We start from the raw sequence: 14,709 nt of genomic DNA, 5'->3' as shown, positions 1-14,709 counted from the left end.
CATCCCGGTACGGGGGGCCAAAAGCAGCCCGATAGTAGATCGCCCGTGATTTCAGGGTCAATCGCGAACCGGTGCCCCTTCTGCAAGCAGACCGCATCGCTAGCTGCGATTTGCGGGCGTTTTTCGTCCGCGGCACCGAAAGAAAAAGTGAGACATAAAAGATTCTCAGCCGCCAATCTGATACATGGCGCGCTGCGGCTTCAAGAATTCGTCACTGTTGATGCCATGTCCCGCTTTTTTCGCACCAACGCTTGCCCGGACAAGCGCTGCCAGTTCCGTGTCGCTCGCCCCTCGGCGTAGCAACGCCCGGGCGTCCCACTCGGTCGTTGAGAACAGGCAGTTTCGCACCTGGCCTTCGGCGGTCAGCCGCAGCCGGTTGCAGTCGCCGCAAAACGGCTGCGTCACGGGATTGATAAAGCCGACCGTGCCACCACCATCGACAAATCGATAATCGGTCGCCGGTTGGCTGGGATCGACGACCGGCAGTGGCTCCAAAGGCGCGATCGCGCTTTCGAGCACATGCCGGATCTCTTTTCCGGATAAGACCTGCGAATTATCCCAGGCGTTGTCCGCGTCCAAAGGCATAAACTCGATAAAACGCAGTTCGAAGCCATGCTGTCGGGCGAAACGGCCCAAGGGCACGATTTGCGCCTCGGTGATACCACGAATCGCCACGGCGTTAAGCTTGATGTGATGAAATCCGGCCCGCTGTGCTGCGAACAGGCCGTCCAAGATACGTTCGAACCCATCGCGCCGCGCGATGCGGCGAAAAGTTTCGGCATCGAGCGCGTCGAGGCTGACGTTCAATCGCTTCAGCCCAGCGTCGTGTAAAGCCTGGGCGTGATCGGCTAACAAAATGCCATTGGTTGTCAGTGCGATGTCGTCGATGCCGGGGATGTCGGCCAGGGCTGCCACCAACCGGTCGATGTTCTGCCGCACCAAGGGCTCGCCCCCCGTCAGGCGCACCTTGTTGACCCCCAGCCGGGCGACGACGCCCACAAAGCGCACGATTTCTTCGAACGATAGAATCTCGTGGCGTGGCTTGAACTGTACGTTCTCAGCCGGCATGCAATAGAAGCAGCGAATATTACAGCGATCAGTGACGCTGATTCGCAAGTTATTATGCACGCGACCGAAACTATCGACGAGCGGATCCTTGGCGCCGCGAGGGGCGTCGGCTCGGTGGATGTTCGAGGTCGCGATGCTCATAGGATCAATCATCACGCAATAGCCACGCAATTGCAACGGATCGCCTACTGCGAGGAATCGCGAGGCTCAAGATCGCGTCCGGGCGTAAATCCGGGATGCACCCACTCGGTGGTGCCATCGGCCCAGTTTTCCTTTTTCCAAATCGGCACAACCGCTTTCAGCGTGTCGATCAGCCACTTACCGGCGGCAAACGCCGCGTCCCGATGCGCCGCACTGACGGCCACGGCGACGCTCGCTTCTCCCAATCCGACGTGCCCTAGCCGATGTACGACGGCGCATTCGACGAGCGGCCATTGTCGGCGCGCCTCGGCCTCGAGCTCGGCAAGCTTTTGCTGCGCCATTTCGGGAAAGCACTCGTAGTCGAGTGATGCGGTACGACGTCCGGCCGTGAACTCGCGCGTGGTTCCGACAAATAGCACCACAGCGCCGGCCGCGTTAGAACTGACGCGCGCCAGTAGCGCCCCGGGGTCGATCGGACCGGTCGTTAATTCCACCATCGCTAACCTCCGCTCACCGGAGGAATGCACGCGACTTCGACTCCCTCGACTAGCGGCTGCGCGTCGTCCGCATACTCCGTGCCGATCGCGAACATGACATGTCGCGCCACCTTTTCCAGTTCGGGCGCCGCGACGACAAGCGCCGCGCGCAATCCGCCAACCGTGGCTCCGGCAGGAACCGTAATTTCGAGCACGTCCCGACCTGTCAGCTCGCGCGCCACGGCAAATAATTTCACCCGCACCGTCATGTGACCACCAGTTCCTCGCCGCGCGCCGTCAACAGCGCGGCCGCCTCGGGCATGGCACCATAGGCCAGGGCAAGGATCTTCAGCGGATGAATTGTTGGTTTGGACGTTCCTTGCTCCATCTGCATTTTACATGCGCTGCATTCGGTGGTGCCGGCCTGAAAATTGCCGCTGCGCATCGCCGAAATCAATTCCCAACCGGCGCGCAAGCTGCTGCGGTAATTCTTGCGTGACAGTCCGTAAGTGCCGGCCATGCCTGAACAGCCGTGCTCGGCCCGTTCGACGGACAGGCCGGGGATCAATCGCAGCAGGCTTTCGCCAGGCGAGCCCACCTGCAAGGCCTTCATGTGGCACGGCTGGTGATAGCCGACCGTGGCATTGACGGGCTTAAAATCGAGTTGCAACTGCCCCGTTTGGTGCATCTGCCACAGATAATGGCAGGCTTCGAATGTGTTGGCCGCTACTAGCCGCGTATCGTCGTCATCGAGCAGCAGCGGGTATTCGCGCGTCAGGCACAGCGCCGCCGACGGCTCGGCCGTTACGATCGTGTAGCCCTGCCGGATCGCCTCGGCCAGCAGGCGAACGTTCACCGTGGCAATTTTGCGTGCGGGGTCGATCGCTCCGCGCGACACCAGCGCCATGCCGCTGGCGCGCTGTTCGGGATGCGCGAACACCGGAACTCCGTTGTGCTCCATCACGGCCACGAGCGCCTCGGCCAATTGCGGGTCGTGATAGTTGGCATACACGTCGACAAAATACAGCACCTTGCGGCCGCTGCGCCGCGTCGGTTGCGTCAGGCGGCGTCTCGCGGCGCGGCGCAGAAAGCTGCGAGAAGCGAAACGCGGTAGCTTCCGCCGCTGGGCAATGCCAAGCGTCTTTTCCACTATCCACCGCGCTTGGCGATTGCGAATGATCCAGTTCGTGAACGGGCTCAATAGTCCGCCGATGGCGCCGACCGTCTCAAGACGAGTCATGATCCAATCGTCCAAGCGCAACCCGTTCATGGCAACATAATTGGCCTTGGCTTCGATCATCAGCTTGGGAATATCCACGCCGGCCGGGCACTCCAGCCGACACATCTGACAGTTGACGCACAAGTCGGCGACGGACTTGAACGAATCGGACGCCAGCGTCTGGGGCGACATCTCGCCGGTCAGGATTGCGCGGATTAGGTTCGCCTTGGCCCGCGGCGACGCTTCTTCGCTGGGCGCGAAACGAAAGATCGGACACATACGCACCGTGGCATCCTGCGCGCGACAGGCGCCGCAGCCGTTGCAACTGGTGGCGACGTTGATCAGCTCGGTCGGCGTCCAATTCAATTCGAGCGATATCAATTCTTCAGGCTCTTCGCCAGCCGCTAGGGCGTCTGCCGGCGGCGGAGCCGGAGCAGGAAGCACCGCCGGACGCAGGCTGCGCGTCATCAGGTCGGGATCGTCACCAATGATCTTGCCCGGGTTCAGGACGTTGTGCGGGTCGAAGATGCGCTTGACCTCGCGCAATACCGGATACAGTTCGCCGTACTGCCGCTCGACGAACTGTGTGCGGCTCAATCCGTCGCCGTGTTCACCGCTGATCGTGCCGCCGACTTGAAATACCGCTTCGTACAGATCGCTCGCCAGGGAGGCCATCGTACGCACGTGCTCGGGATCGGCCAGGTCGAGAAATGGTCGAATATGTAGTTGCCCGTGCCCAGCATGGCCGAACAGGGACGCCGTGACTTGATGGCGTTTCAACACATTCTGCATCTCGACCAGGAAGGCCGACAGTGCTGCCGGCGGAATGGCGATATCCTCGACGAACGGCAGCGCCTGAGTCGAACCCTTCAATCGATAAAGGGTCGGCACGACCTTTTGCGCCAATCGCCAGGAGAGTTCGATGTCGTCGTGCCCGAAAGCCGATCGCGAATCAAAGGCCAAACGTTTGCGGCGCCGCAGGCGATCAGTTAACTGGCGCATTCGCTCGCGCAACTCTTGGGCATCTTGCCCCTCGAGTTCGACCAACAACAATGCTTCGGCTTCGGCAGGTATCAGAGCCGCATAGCGCGAGTCGGTTTCGCGCGCCAAGCTTAAATGGCGCCGATCCATGATGTCACAAGCGACGGGGCCTGCTGGCATGATTTCTTCAACAGATCGCGCGGCCTTTTCTAAGAGGTCGAAGAAGAACAGCACCGTACCGACATGCTTGGGAAGCGGGTGCGTGCGCACGGTAATTTCCGAAAACAGCGCCAAGGTTCCTTCGGACCCGGCCAGTAGCCGCGGCATGTCCAAATACCCGTCATTCAAGACGCCCGCCAGTTCGTACCCCGAGCGATTCAGCAAGCTCTTCGATTGATGCGATTGAATCAGATCGGCATGACGCGAAAGTAATTCGGCCAGTTGATTCAGCAAATCACGTTTCGCCGGATCAGGATCGTGACTGGCGCCGGCGACCAACGGCTCGCGTCCGACCGTCATCTCGGCTCCGTCCGCCATCAGGATGCGCAATTGCTCGATGTTGTCGCGCGCCGAGCCGTACTTCAGCCAGTGCGCGCCCGAGGCGTCGATGGCCACCACGCTCCCCATCGTCGTGACGTGACTCATCGCCGGATCAGGGCCCAAGTGGCGGCCAATTTCGCGCAGCTCTTCATTCAGCCGCTCGTGAACCACGCCCGGCTGCACGCGCGCCCAATCGGCGCCGATGCCAATAATGCGGCGAAAATGCCTTGAAAAGTCGATCACCAAACCAGGTCCGAGTGATTCGCCAGCCAATCCGGTGCCGGCCCCCCGCGCGTGGACCGGGATGCCATTCTCGCGGGCGTACCGCAGGCAGGCCGCGACGTCAGCCGTGCTGCGCGGGCGAATTACCCCCAGCGGCTTGATCTGATACAGGCTGGCATCACTGGCATAAAGCTGCAGAAAGACGTCGTCGCAGCGCACTTCACCAGCCACTAGGCCGCGGAGGTCTTCCTGAATTCTCGTGCGCTGTTCGTCCATGGAAACCGATTGGCGACGGCGAGCGTCACGTCAGGCGATTGCGAATTTTAGTTTCCGCTTTCGAAGGGGATTTCAAAGCCGCTGCGCCGGCCGATAAGCGGCGCCCTGCCTTTTGCGCCACTCGATCGTCCAGGTCGCTCGCGCAACTAACCGTTCGACTGGTCGTGGCCGGCTTCCGCTTCGCCCGTCGCGACCCCGGCGGGCACGTTGCGCCCCAGCCGCGCGGCCTGCTGTCGATATCGTTCGTGCGTTTCCAGGCTGAATGGCCCGTGCTCGACCATCGAGGGCAGCCGCCGATATTCGGCCTGGCATCGATAGCAAACCAGGCTATCCCCCACGACAAAAAATAACACCATGTCCACCAGCGCGGTTGTAAATAGCACGGCGAACGTCAGATAGGTCCAATAAAAATACCAGGTCACGCAACTCAGCGCAAAACCACCGACGACAATCGCTAGCCCGAGCCGGTGAGGGAAATCCTTGCGAACGAACAGGTCATGGCTGCCGCAGACCAGGCATCGCGTCAGGTCCTGGCCGGACCAGGCGCCCGGGGGTGTCGGCAACACGGCTTGGCAATGCGAGCAGGCAATCGAGGGACCATCGACGGCAATGGCTGCCTGGGCGGTCTTATCACAACGTGGGCAGGCGAACGTGACGTTCATAGGTCGACAAACTCAAGTCAAACAACGATCGACCGGACGCGGCCGGTCAAGCCTTTATCATAAAGGATAGGTTGCCTGGGCCGACAGTAGCCCTGAAGCCAATTCGCCGAGGAACGTCGTAATCACGGCGACGTAAAGAATTCCGGTCGCGCTCTGCGTATTGGGGATTTTCAAGGTCTGCCAGGCCATGACGGCCAGGATCGCCGTCCCGACAAGCCCTCCGATCCAGCGCATTCCCAGGAAAATCGTTTCGGTCACATCGGGCCGGCCGGCCGCATCAATTTCCAAGCCCAACCCTGCCCCGCACACAATCACGCGCAGTATCACGGCCACGCCCAACAGGCCAATCAGACGCACCAGTGGCGCGAGCGGCATGCCCGGTGCATTCAGGTACCAATGTCCCAATAGCATCGCGGCCATGGTCGTTCCGAGCACCAAACCACCCGAGGCTGGATCGAGCCCAGCAAGCAACCAAGTCGCGGATGACGCGCTGGTCGCGGACGTAGCGCCCCAGGCCGCGGCTAAATCCGTCACGGCGATCGCGCCGAGAAATCCCAATCCGAGCGTCGGACGCTCATAGAGCCACGCCACGGCTCCGAAGTAGCTGAGTATTGCCGCCGCGATCGCGGACGACGCCGCGGCTAACGAATGTTCGGCCGTGCCCAGCGCCAGCGCGGCCAATGAGTTCAAGCCCAGCAGCACGTAGAGATTGTTGCGATAGTAACCGCTCGTCACATCGCGCGGCGGCACCAGCGTCATCGCGGCAGCCATGCCAAAGGAAAGGCGAAGGATGAATTGGATCAGAATAGCCACGGGGCGGGGCCTTCAATTCTTGGCGGCGGGATGCGGGGATCGGAGTACCGTTGCCCTAACCAGCAACGGCTGCGTCACGATCGCTCAAGCATGCGTGAGGAAATGTTGCGCGATTGTCGGTTGACCTCAGCGCCGGTCGCCGTATATCAAATTCATGATTTCCGAGCGGCTCGACAGGTTCGAGCGGAACACGCCACGCATGGCCGAGGTCACACACACGCTGCCGGGCTTGCGCACACCGCGGATCGTCATGCACGAGTGCGACGCCTCGATCACGACCGCCACTCCCTTGGCCTGCAATTCCTCGACCAATAAATCGGCGATAGTTTCGGTCATTCGCTCCTGCACTTGCGGGCGGCGCGACACGACTTCGATCACACGGGCGATCTTGCTGAGCCCCACCACGCGTCCGTTTGGTAGATACCCAACATGCGCCGTGCCCATGAAGGGGAGCATGTGATGCTCGCACATGCTATTGAAGCTGATGTCCTTGACCAGCACGACTTCGTCGTACTTTTCGGTAAAGAACTTCTTCAAATGGTGCCGGGCGTCGTCATGCAGGCCGCTGAAAAGCTCGGCGTACATCCGCGCGACGCGGGCCGGGGTTTCGCGTAGTCCTTCGCGGTCGGGGTCTTCGCCGACGGCAGCCAGGATTTCGCGAACCGCCCGGCGAATGCGAGCCTGATCCACGTGGCCGGCGCCTGTTTCTTGATTTGCGGCGCCTTCGTCAAGTTCCGCCGTCAATGATTCGAAAACCGAATCGGTCGCGTCCGCCATATTAGCCATCCCAAGCCGACCAAGTATTAGGTGTCTCTGGATATTAGGGTGGGCGGGCGGGGGGGTCAAGCGGCCCTCGGATACGCGCGATTTCGCAACTCGTGTCGCCCGCAGATGTTGCGCACCTCTTCCCTGCGCTGCGAGCTTGCGGAATAAAGAAGAACTCCTTGATCGCTGCGCGGTGACGCGGGTCTCGAACAGAGACAGGTCTCCCCATTCGGTCAGTTCGCGCTAAAATCGGGCGGAAACGTCGCCCGGGCCTTCGCATCCTGACCTTCCAGTCGCACGAGTAACTGCTTTGCACGCGCCGATACGCTGCACTCCGCTAACAGCCCGATTTTCGTCGTCAAATCCAGATCGAGCGTGTATGCGATGATGTCCGTGAGCGCTCCCAGGTCAATGTTGTTTTGCAGCAACTGGGTCAACGGCACCTGCGCCTCTTTCGTGTTGGGTAATGCATCGCGAAAGACTGCCAGCAATCGATGCGTCAGCGCCTCGACCATCGACGCGCTCGCCTCGGTTGACACATCCACACACAGCGACGCTGGCGCACTGCGATACAGGGTGGTAACAGGAAGCTCGCAGCCCAGTCGCACTCGCGACACTCCGGCCAACAGCAAATTGTGCCGCCCGTCCGGCAACCGGACATGAGTAACGATCTGGCCCAGGCAGGCCATAGGGTACACGGGTGGCCGCCCCTCGTAATCATTTTCCCAGCCGGCTTGCAGTAATGACATAGCGATCAGACGATCGTCCGCCAACGCCGCTTCGAGCATCTCGCAATAGCGTGGCTCGAAAATGTGCAGCGGTTGCAGCACATGCGGGAACAGCACCAGGTTCGGCAGAGGAAACAACCGCACTACGCCCGAGAAAGAACCGGGATCGAATTTCAAGTTCTCGGGTAATGACATGAGGCGTTCGCGAACGCTAATGCGCGACGAAGAAACGGTGCAGGTTATCGAACCGTGAAAGTCTAACTTTCCGCGGCGCCCGGCGCCGGATCGAGATGTATCTCGGGGATCTCATCGGCCACGATCTCAACCGCCGGAAAATCCTCGTCGCTGTTGATGATACTGGCGAAACAGCGCTGCATCTCTGCAAAGAACTTGTCCAGGTCGATTCCCTCGTGCAGCGGCCGATACGGCTCCAGATACCCCAGGCTGGTGTAATAAAGCTTCTTCGCGCCGCGAATATTGCCGTTGCCAAAATGATGCAAGGCGACGGCCGCTTGGATCAGGCCCTGGTAAAATTTCCGCGACGGGCCTTGATATTCGGTCCACAGCTCTTCCCAGGCCTCGTGACTTTCAAAGAACTCGCAATCGTTAAAAAACTCGATGCCGCGCAAGTAGAGCGGGTCGTATTCGGCCGTCGGCATGACGAATTTGCCTTCACGAGAAGAGGAAAACGGCAACTTGCACGAGCTTTCGCGATTATAGCCGCGCTGCTCTAAGACGACCATGAGCGACCAGATCACCGGCACAGCGTCCATCTGCTTGACAGGATTCTCCGCCCCTTCAAAAATTGAGGCCGGCGCGTCGTGTCTCTGGTTGCGGGAATCATCACGGGAAACGGGTAAGTGGCGTACGGCAATGGCCGGCGCGGCAGGCCCGTCTTGGCACGCATGGGTAGTACCGTCACAGCCCGGACACATGCGGCCCGCGTCGCGCGCAAGCTTGCCGAGCTTTATCCCGACGCCGAATGCTCGCTGGTATACGATTCACCGCTCGAGCTGCTGGTCGCGACGATCCTTTCGGCCCAGTGTACGGATGAACGGGTCAATATCGTGACCCAGGAGCTATTCCGCCGCTATCGCTCGGCCGAAGACTTCGCTAGCGCCCCGCTGCCACAACTCGAAAAAGCCATCAAGAGCACCGGCTTCTTTCGGAACAAAGCCAAGAACATCAAGGCCTGCTGTCAGGCGCTGGTCGACAATCACGGCGGCCAGGTGCCCCACGATCTGCAAAGCTTGGTCGTCCTGCCGGGCGTGGGACGCAAGACGGCCAACGTCGTTCTCGGCACCGCTTTTGGCCTCGCGACGGGGATAGTCGTCGATACTCACGTCGGGCGACTCAGTAATCGCCTCGGTCTGACCAAAAGCGCCGACCCCGTGAAGATCGAACAAGACTTAATACGCGAACTCCCTTCGACGGAGTGGATCGCCTTCAGCCATCGCATGATTCAGCACGGCCGGCGGGTTTGCATGGCACGCAATCCGCAGTGCGAAGTGTGCGCGATGGCGGATATTTGCCCACGCATTGGAGTCGCGGATCGGACGACCACCGCCAGTGCGGCAACAAAAAAAATGCCAGACAAGGTGGGCCGCTTGACCAAAGCAAACGCCACCAAGGCCAAAGTCGCGGCAAAAGTCAAAAAGCCAACGCAACCAAAGAAGGTAAAGGCGAATGCCGGGCGCTAGGCGACGCGCGGCGGTCGTCCGGTTTCGGGTCTCCATTTCGACGGCAAGGAAAGCGAGCGACCACGAATGATTCTCTCAGGCCACGAGATTCGCGCGCAACTCGGCTCGAACATCGTCATCGATCCGTTCGATCCCGCGCGGCTCAACCCGAACAGCTACAACCTGTCGCTGCACGACGAGGTACTGGTCTACGAAGAGGTGGTCCTCGACATGCTGAAGCCCAACCGCGTGCGGCGCATCACGATCCCGCCGCAAGGGCTGGTGCTGAATCCACATCAACTTTATCTGGGACGGACTATCGAACGTACCGAGACGCACAACCTGGTGCCGATGATCGAGGGACGGTCGTCGATCGGCCGGCTCGGCCTATTCGTTCACGTGACGGCCGGCTTTGGCGACGTTGGCTTCTGCGGCTTCTGGACACTCGAAATGTTCGCCGTCCAACCGGTGCGGGTTTATCCCGGTGTGCCGATCTGCCAGATCTTTTACCACCAGATCGCAGGCAGCTACACCGAGTACGAGAGCGACAAGTACCAACACAACCACGACATTCAGCCAAGCATGCTCTTCAAAGAGCTGAATCCCGAATCGTCCAACGATCCGCAATTGCAATTGGCGTTCGGAATGGAGCGAGTGATGGATTGAGCCGGCGCGCTACTCATTTCTCCGGCAAATTCAGCGGCGCGTAGTACGGTTTGTCACCCAGACCGCGGACTTTCGTCAGCCAGTTGCCGAGCGCTTCCTTCGGCGTGTACGACCATTCTTGTCGATGATAGTTCCAACTGTCGGGATTGAGCGCTTGCGCTTCCTTCCAGTGGCGGGCCGCAAGTTCCGGTTCGTTGTGTTCCTTGAAATACGTGGCCAGCTTGAAATGCGCATCCGCAGTGGCTTCTTTTGGGGGACGCACTCCCAGGTTATCGCGAAGCTGTTCGGGAGTCATCGCGTACTTGCTCTTGGCACCGTTTTCGACCCAATCGCGTAAACCCGCGACATAATCCGATCCGTTGACTTTGATCGACATCAGTGCAACATCGCGCGAATAGGCGACCTCGGCCGGGCGAACGACGTGCCCTTGCTCGTCGATCCACACGCCGGTTGGCACGTTGACCATATGAAACAGCGAGCTCACGACATGGTCTGGATCGAGAAGTGTCGTGTAGGTCGCCTTCGCGCGGTCGTACCACTCGCCCGCGGCCTCTTCGCCGGCCGTGTCCTCGGCCACGGCCACGATCGCCAGATTCTTATCCTTCAGTTCTTCATGCAATGCCTGCCAGCCTGACAGGTCCAGCTTGCAGCCACACCACGAGGCCCAGGTTACTAGGAAGACCTTCTTCCCATGAAAGTCCGATAGGTGAACGATTTTTCCAGTGCGATCAGGCAGCGAAAAATCAGGGGCCTCGGCCGTGGCGGCCGCGGCCGATCGAACGGCCGGAATTTCACCGAAGCTGAATACTCCCCGGTCTGCCTCGGCGACGACTGGCTGGTTGAGTGTTCGTGCAAGCTTCGAGAGATTGAAAAAACTCTTACCATCGACATCGCGCACGAATCCGGCCGACGGTGTGCGATCCACCGGAATGCAAATCGCGCCGCAGCAGGCTCCCTGCGGCTTGAGCTCGAAATGGTTGATCTGTTGCAACTCGTCCGGCGTCACCCATAAATCGTTGTCGATAATCTGTGCTTTCGATAATTCGGAGGTATGGTCGGGCGTAATCACTGTGACCCTGCCGGCCGTCGCCCGCCCCGCCGGGATGACCGCCAGCGCGAAGACCAACACAAGCCAATGGCCGAATCCCTGATTAATCATTTCCAAGCTCCACGAGTACAGCACATGACATGCCGAGTGTTTATCGACGGATAAGTTTGAAGATTGCGCACGGTAATACGAGAGAGTGGCACCGTAGGATTCATTTCAACGGCGGTACGATCACGATACTCCAACCGCGAGTCACGGCATAGCATTCGCCACGGACGAATCGCGAATTAAGGATCCTGCCGCCGACGCTTTTGGCATCGCGCGATTACGGTTCCGGCCAGCGCGATAAGAAGTAATCGCACGCCCGGCGGTTCAGGCACTGTCGCCGTGCTGCCCGAGGATTGCAGCTAGTTGGCCGAGATCAGTGCCAGATCCTGCCCATTGACGATACCATCTTCATTGGCGTCCGCGGCAAGCCCGGAACCCGTTTTCAGCCAATTGCTGGCTACCTGCGCTAGGTCTTGCGCATTGACGATGCCGTCGCGGTTCAGGTCGCCGGTCAAAACGACGTGATTCAGGGCCGGATTTACATCAAGCACCATCGTGGCAACGTTGTTGGCGGCGTTGCGGAAGTCGAAATAGGCGTGATTCAAATAACCGTCCGGGCCGCCGAACAGCGTGTTCAGCCAACCGCTGGTCAGAAAGTCCATGCCGAACACTCCGGCAACGCTCGGATCGATGTCATACACGCCGACCTGCAAGCCGGTCCAAATCAGATTCACCCCTTCAGTAGTTTTCACCGCCAAAGATCCCACGTCCACGATCGGCACGGTGACCGTTCCGGCAATGCCGCTCAGATCGAGAGAATCGACCGCGTCACGCGACGGATCGATTCCCAGCGCTGCCGCTGTGGCCGTCGAGATGATGGATATCTGCGCGCCGGTATCGACGATGAACTGCGAGTTGAGGACGTGATTTTGATTCGCAACCGCGACAGGCGCCGTGACCAGCGGAGCGAAAGTGGGCAGCGGATCGCCCGCGTTCTGTTGCCCGGTCGGAGGAAAACTCTGTAGCGTCAGCGGCACGTGATACTGCGCAGCTGCGATCGGCGGAGCGGAATTCGAAAAACTGGTCTGCAACGTATCGAAATTGCCACCCGACCATGCAGACATATTGATATCAGTCGTCCGTCCCATCAAGGCCGGGGTGCCGACGATGCCGTCGAAACCAACGTCGGCATCCGGATTCGACAGCAGCCGAGTATTCGGCAGCGCGATCGGCACGCCATCGTCGCCGGCGAAGTTGAGCTCGTACGGTTTCGAAACGTCCATCGTGGCCGTTCCGCCGATGCCGAAGTCGTTGTACTTGGCCACCGTCTTGTAGCCCGACGATTGCAGTTCGCTGTAAGCGTTACCTCCGACCAGGATGTCATTCGCCCCCGTATCGAGCAGGAAACTGTTCGAAGATTCAGGGCCGAGATTGTTCTGCGTCGCGGGATCGACAACGGCCACGCTCACCCGCGGTTGATCCAGGGCAACGCCGTCCGAGGGCCCTAGCGTGATCGAGCCAGCGGCCTGCAATTGCTGCGGCGCAAGCAAAACCAGGGCGAATAAGAGAAGAGCCAAACTATCGCTGATCGACAAACGGGCAGGCGCAATCATACGGCAATGCTTTCCATAGGGCGACTATAGGCCGCACCCAAAAATCGCAATTGCCCCCGAAGAATTGTCATCACGGCTGTTTCGCCGCGACCGGCTTAGGAGAAATCGTAACGGCTTCTCGCGAATTCGCCCACCACGAATTGCGATTCGATCATCGATTTTCAAAATGTCGGCGGTTACCAAACGGTCGCGGGATGCTTGCTGTACAGCGGCACGCGTGCGAGCAAGAATACCAACAAGCTATGCCGACTTCAAAGAGAACTGATTAGCGAAGGATAGTCCGTGCGCCGAATTTACTTCTTCGTCTTAATGATCTTGATCCCGCTGGCCACAGGCGTGGTAGTTGCGCAACCACCATCGATCCCGCGCAAGCCCTCTGATATTCCCAATCCACGCACCGCGGGCGATTTCCAAACGCGCGGTGAGCTATGGCGCCGCGAGGGAGATTCGGATAAAGCCGTTGCGGATTTCACCGCGGCCATTGAACTCGATCCGCAAAAGCCAATCTTTTACCTGGAACGCGGCCTGACACTGGCGGCCAAGAAGGAGAACGAGAAAGCAATGGCTGATTGCGATCAGGCCTTGCGATTGGACCCCAAGTATCAGTTGGCCTACGTGCTACGTGCGCAGTTATGGACCGAGCAGCGTAAATACATCTCGGTCCGCAACGACCTGGTCACGGCCTGGCGACTCGACAATAAAAATGTCGTCGTCTGCGGCAACCTGGCGTGGTTGCTGAGCACCTGCCCGCTGGACGAAATTCGCAACGGCCGCCGGGCCGTGGAACTGGCAACTTTTGCCTGCGAGTTTGGCAAATATCAGAATCCCGCGGCGATCGATACGCTCGCGGCGGCTTACGCCGAGGTTAGCAATTTCGATGCCGCCATCAAGTGGGAAGAAAAGGCGATCGAGCTGGGCGCGAGCGATCAAGGATTCAAGGACCGACTCACGCTCTACAAGCAAGGCAAACCTTATCGAACGCCGTAACGACGAATTCGCCCCGGCCCCTCACGACTTGCGTTACACGTCACGTTCCACGATCACTTACGCAGAATCAGCTTCCCGCTGCGTGTCACGTTCAAGCGGTATAGCTCATTGCCGTGGCGGATCACGATTTCGCGATCGCCCCGCATCAAGTCCAGCGAGTTAATCTCGCGCGGCACTACCGGCTGCGGCGATGATATCGAGGGCACATCTTGGGGCACGTCGTTTGTCATAGGAAACCTGGCGGATCGCGAGGCGAGTGTGGAGCGATTAAGGTTTGTTCTGCCGCCGCGCAACCATGAGGCCAGCGGCGCTTGAGCCGTTGGCGTCGCACCAGGCGAAAGCCAGCGTGCTGCCGGAGCGCCCGGCGGTTGGTCGCAGACTCTTTGTTCGAACATGGATACCTCGTGTGCAAGAAATAGATGTTGTCACGTTCTTCACGGCTTCGTTCGTCACTGTTTAGTGATTGCGGTCAGCTGGATTCGATTTCAGTTCATAGCTCGCTGTCAGTGCGGCACCCGATTTGGTCGCCGGTACGTCCAATCGAAACGGCGATCTGTGCGAGTAATCAGGCGGTAACTTTCGGCGTTTTACTTTCGGTTTACCCTGCGCCGCGCCAGCCGCAGCGTGCTCGCTCGCGCCGAGCGGCGGGGCATCGACGATCTCGACACGGTACGTACCTGGGAGCAGTCCGTCCTTTACCGGCAATGTGTATTTTCCGTCGACAATCAGGGCCGCCGTCTTGCTGCGACCGTGATCGAGTGGCACGAACATAACAGC

General features: G+C 59.7%; 16 protein-coding genes. 3 read left to right on the top strand and 13 right to left on the bottom strand.

Going from position 1 to position 14,709, the window contains the following annotated elements; translation table 11 throughout:
* Positions 1-165: 165 nt before the first annotated feature.
* From moaA to VGN12_23570, 9 genes are all read right to left on the bottom strand, one after another.
* A complete protein-coding gene (gene moaA, locus VGN12_23610) occupies positions 166-1,209 on the bottom strand; it encodes a GTP 3',8-cyclase MoaA (protein ID HEY4312456.1) in 1,044 nt (347 codons plus the stop codon).
* Between the two features lie 44 nt (positions 1,210-1,253).
* Entirely contained in the window at positions 1,254-1,706 is a 453-nt protein-coding gene (locus VGN12_23605; protein ID HEY4312455.1) for a molybdenum cofactor biosynthesis protein MoaE, read from the bottom strand.
* A gap of 2 nt (positions 1,707-1,708) precedes the next feature.
* Complete coding sequence (locus VGN12_23600) at positions 1,709-1,954, bottom strand: MoaD/ThiS family protein (protein ID HEY4312454.1); 246 nt, start codon at positions 1,952-1,954, stop codon at positions 1,709-1,711.
* Entirely contained in the window at positions 1,951-4,923 is a 2,973-nt protein-coding gene (locus VGN12_23595) for an anaerobic glycerol-3-phosphate dehydrogenase subunit C (protein HEY4312453.1), read from the bottom strand. Before VGN12_23595 ends, VGN12_23600 begins: the two co-directional genes overlap by 4 nt.
* 146 nt (positions 4,924-5,069) lie before the next feature.
* Positions 5,070-5,585, bottom strand: coding sequence for a hypothetical protein (locus VGN12_23590; GenBank protein HEY4312452.1), 516 nt, complete (start codon positions 5,583-5,585; stop codon positions 5,070-5,072).
* 57 nt (positions 5,586-5,642) lie between these two features.
* On the bottom strand, positions 5,643-6,398 hold the full coding sequence (locus VGN12_23585) for a hypothetical protein (GenBank protein HEY4312451.1): 756 nt from the start codon (positions 6,396-6,398) through the stop codon (positions 5,643-5,645).
* Between the two features lie 126 nt (positions 6,399-6,524).
* Complete coding sequence (folE, locus tag VGN12_23580; protein HEY4312450.1) at positions 6,525-7,175, bottom strand: GTP cyclohydrolase I FolE; 651 nt, start codon at positions 7,173-7,175, stop codon at positions 6,525-6,527.
* Positions 7,176-7,396: 221 nt separating this feature from the next.
* Positions 7,397-8,086, bottom strand: coding sequence for an LON peptidase substrate-binding domain-containing protein (locus tag VGN12_23575; GenBank protein HEY4312449.1), 690 nt, complete (start codon positions 8,084-8,086; stop codon positions 7,397-7,399).
* A 62-nt stretch (positions 8,087-8,148) separates the two neighbouring features.
* On the bottom strand, positions 8,149-8,649 hold the full coding sequence (locus VGN12_23570; GenBank protein HEY4312448.1) for a DUF309 domain-containing protein: 501 nt from the start codon (positions 8,647-8,649) through the stop codon (positions 8,149-8,151).
* Between the two features lie 102 nt (positions 8,650-8,751).
* On the opposite strand from VGN12_23570, the gene nth reads away from it, so the two are divergent.
* Positions 8,752-9,591 carry an endonuclease III gene (gene nth / locus VGN12_23565; protein ID HEY4312447.1) on the top strand — a complete coding sequence of 280 codons (840 nt, stop codon included), beginning with the start codon at positions 8,752-8,754 and terminating at the stop codon, positions 9,589-9,591.
* Positions 9,592-9,657: 66 nt separating this feature from the next.
* Complete coding sequence (gene dcd, locus VGN12_23560) at positions 9,658-10,236, top strand: dCTP deaminase (GenBank protein ID HEY4312446.1); 579 nt, start codon at positions 9,658-9,660, stop codon at positions 10,234-10,236.
* A 13-nt stretch (positions 10,237-10,249) separates the two neighbouring features.
* Here dcd and VGN12_23555 read toward each other — a convergent pair whose 3' ends face one another.
* Positions 10,250-11,395: a TlpA disulfide reductase family protein gene (locus VGN12_23555; protein ID HEY4312445.1), complete on the bottom strand. Its 1,146-nt coding sequence runs from the start codon at positions 11,393-11,395 to the stop codon at positions 10,250-10,252.
* Between the two features lie 296 nt (positions 11,396-11,691).
* A complete protein-coding gene (locus tag VGN12_23550; protein HEY4312444.1) occupies positions 11,692-12,945 on the bottom strand; it encodes an aspartyl protease family protein in 1,254 nt (417 codons plus the stop codon).
* A gap of 282 nt (positions 12,946-13,227) precedes the next feature.
* Here VGN12_23550 and VGN12_23545 point away from each other — a divergent pair, with 282 nt between their 5' ends.
* Complete coding sequence (locus VGN12_23545; GenBank protein HEY4312443.1) at positions 13,228-13,932, top strand: tetratricopeptide repeat protein; 705 nt, start codon at positions 13,228-13,230, stop codon at positions 13,930-13,932.
* A gap of 53 nt (positions 13,933-13,985) precedes the next feature.
* On the opposite strand, the gene VGN12_23540 is transcribed toward VGN12_23545, so the two are convergent.
* Together VGN12_23540 and VGN12_23535 are read right to left on the bottom strand one after the other, a co-directional pair.
* Positions 13,986-14,162: a hemin uptake protein HemP gene (locus VGN12_23540; GenBank protein HEY4312442.1), complete on the bottom strand. Its 177-nt coding sequence runs from the start codon at positions 14,160-14,162 to the stop codon at positions 13,986-13,988.
* A 226-nt stretch (positions 14,163-14,388) separates the two neighbouring features.
* Positions 14,389-14,703: a hypothetical protein gene (locus tag VGN12_23535; GenBank protein ID HEY4312441.1), complete on the bottom strand. Its 315-nt coding sequence runs from the start codon at positions 14,701-14,703 to the stop codon at positions 14,389-14,391.
* Positions 14,704-14,709 lie beyond the last annotated feature (6 nt).

This window comes from Pirellulales bacterium, from assembly GCA_036499395.1.
Classification (GTDB): Bacteria; Planctomycetota; Planctomycetia; order Pirellulales; family JACPPG01; genus JACPPG01.
This window is presented reverse-complemented; position numbering and strand designations above follow the sequence as displayed.

What these genes read in the sequence shown, in the direction of transcription:
- VGN12_23590 (HEY4312452.1), bottom strand. Translation starts at nt 5,585, where the DNA reads ATGAACGTCACGTTCGCCTGCCCACGTTGTGATAAGACCGCCCAGGCA.
- VGN12_23595 (HEY4312453.1), bottom strand. Translation starts at nt 4,923, where the DNA reads ATGGACGAACAGCGCACGAGAATTCAGGAAGACCTCCGCGGCCTAGTG.
- VGN12_23575 (HEY4312449.1), bottom strand. Translation starts at nt 8,086, where the DNA reads ATGTCATTACCCGAGAACTTGAAATTCGATCCCGGTTCTTTCTCGGGC.
- VGN12_23540 (HEY4312442.1), bottom strand. Translation starts at nt 14,162, where the DNA reads ATGACAAACGACGTGCCCCAAGATGTGCCCTCGATATCATCGCCGCAG.
- VGN12_23535 (HEY4312441.1), bottom strand. Translation starts at nt 14,703, where the DNA reads ATGTTCGTGCCACTCGATCACGGTCGCAGCAAGACGGCGGCCCTGATT.
- VGN12_23555 (HEY4312445.1), bottom strand. Translation starts at nt 11,395, where the DNA reads ATGATTAATCAGGGATTCGGCCATTGGCTTGTGTTGGTCTTCGCGCTG.
- folE (HEY4312450.1), bottom strand. Translation starts at nt 7,175, where the DNA reads ATGGCGGACGCGACCGATTCGGTTTTCGAATCATTGACGGCGGAACTT.
- dcd (HEY4312446.1), top strand. Translation starts at nt 9,658, where the DNA reads ATGATTCTCTCAGGCCACGAGATTCGCGCGCAACTCGGCTCGAACATC.
- VGN12_23600 (HEY4312454.1), bottom strand. Translation starts at nt 1,954, where the DNA reads ATGACGGTGCGGGTGAAATTATTTGCCGTGGCGCGCGAGCTGACAGGT.
- moaA (HEY4312456.1), bottom strand. Translation starts at nt 1,209, where the DNA reads ATGAGCATCGCGACCTCGAACATCCACCGAGCCGACGCCCCTCGCGGC.
- VGN12_23550 (HEY4312444.1), bottom strand. Translation starts at nt 12,945, where the DNA reads ATGATTGCGCCTGCCCGTTTGTCGATCAGCGATAGTTTGGCTCTTCTC.
- VGN12_23605 (HEY4312455.1), bottom strand. Translation starts at nt 1,706, where the DNA reads ATGGTGGAATTAACGACCGGTCCGATCGACCCCGGGGCGCTACTGGCG.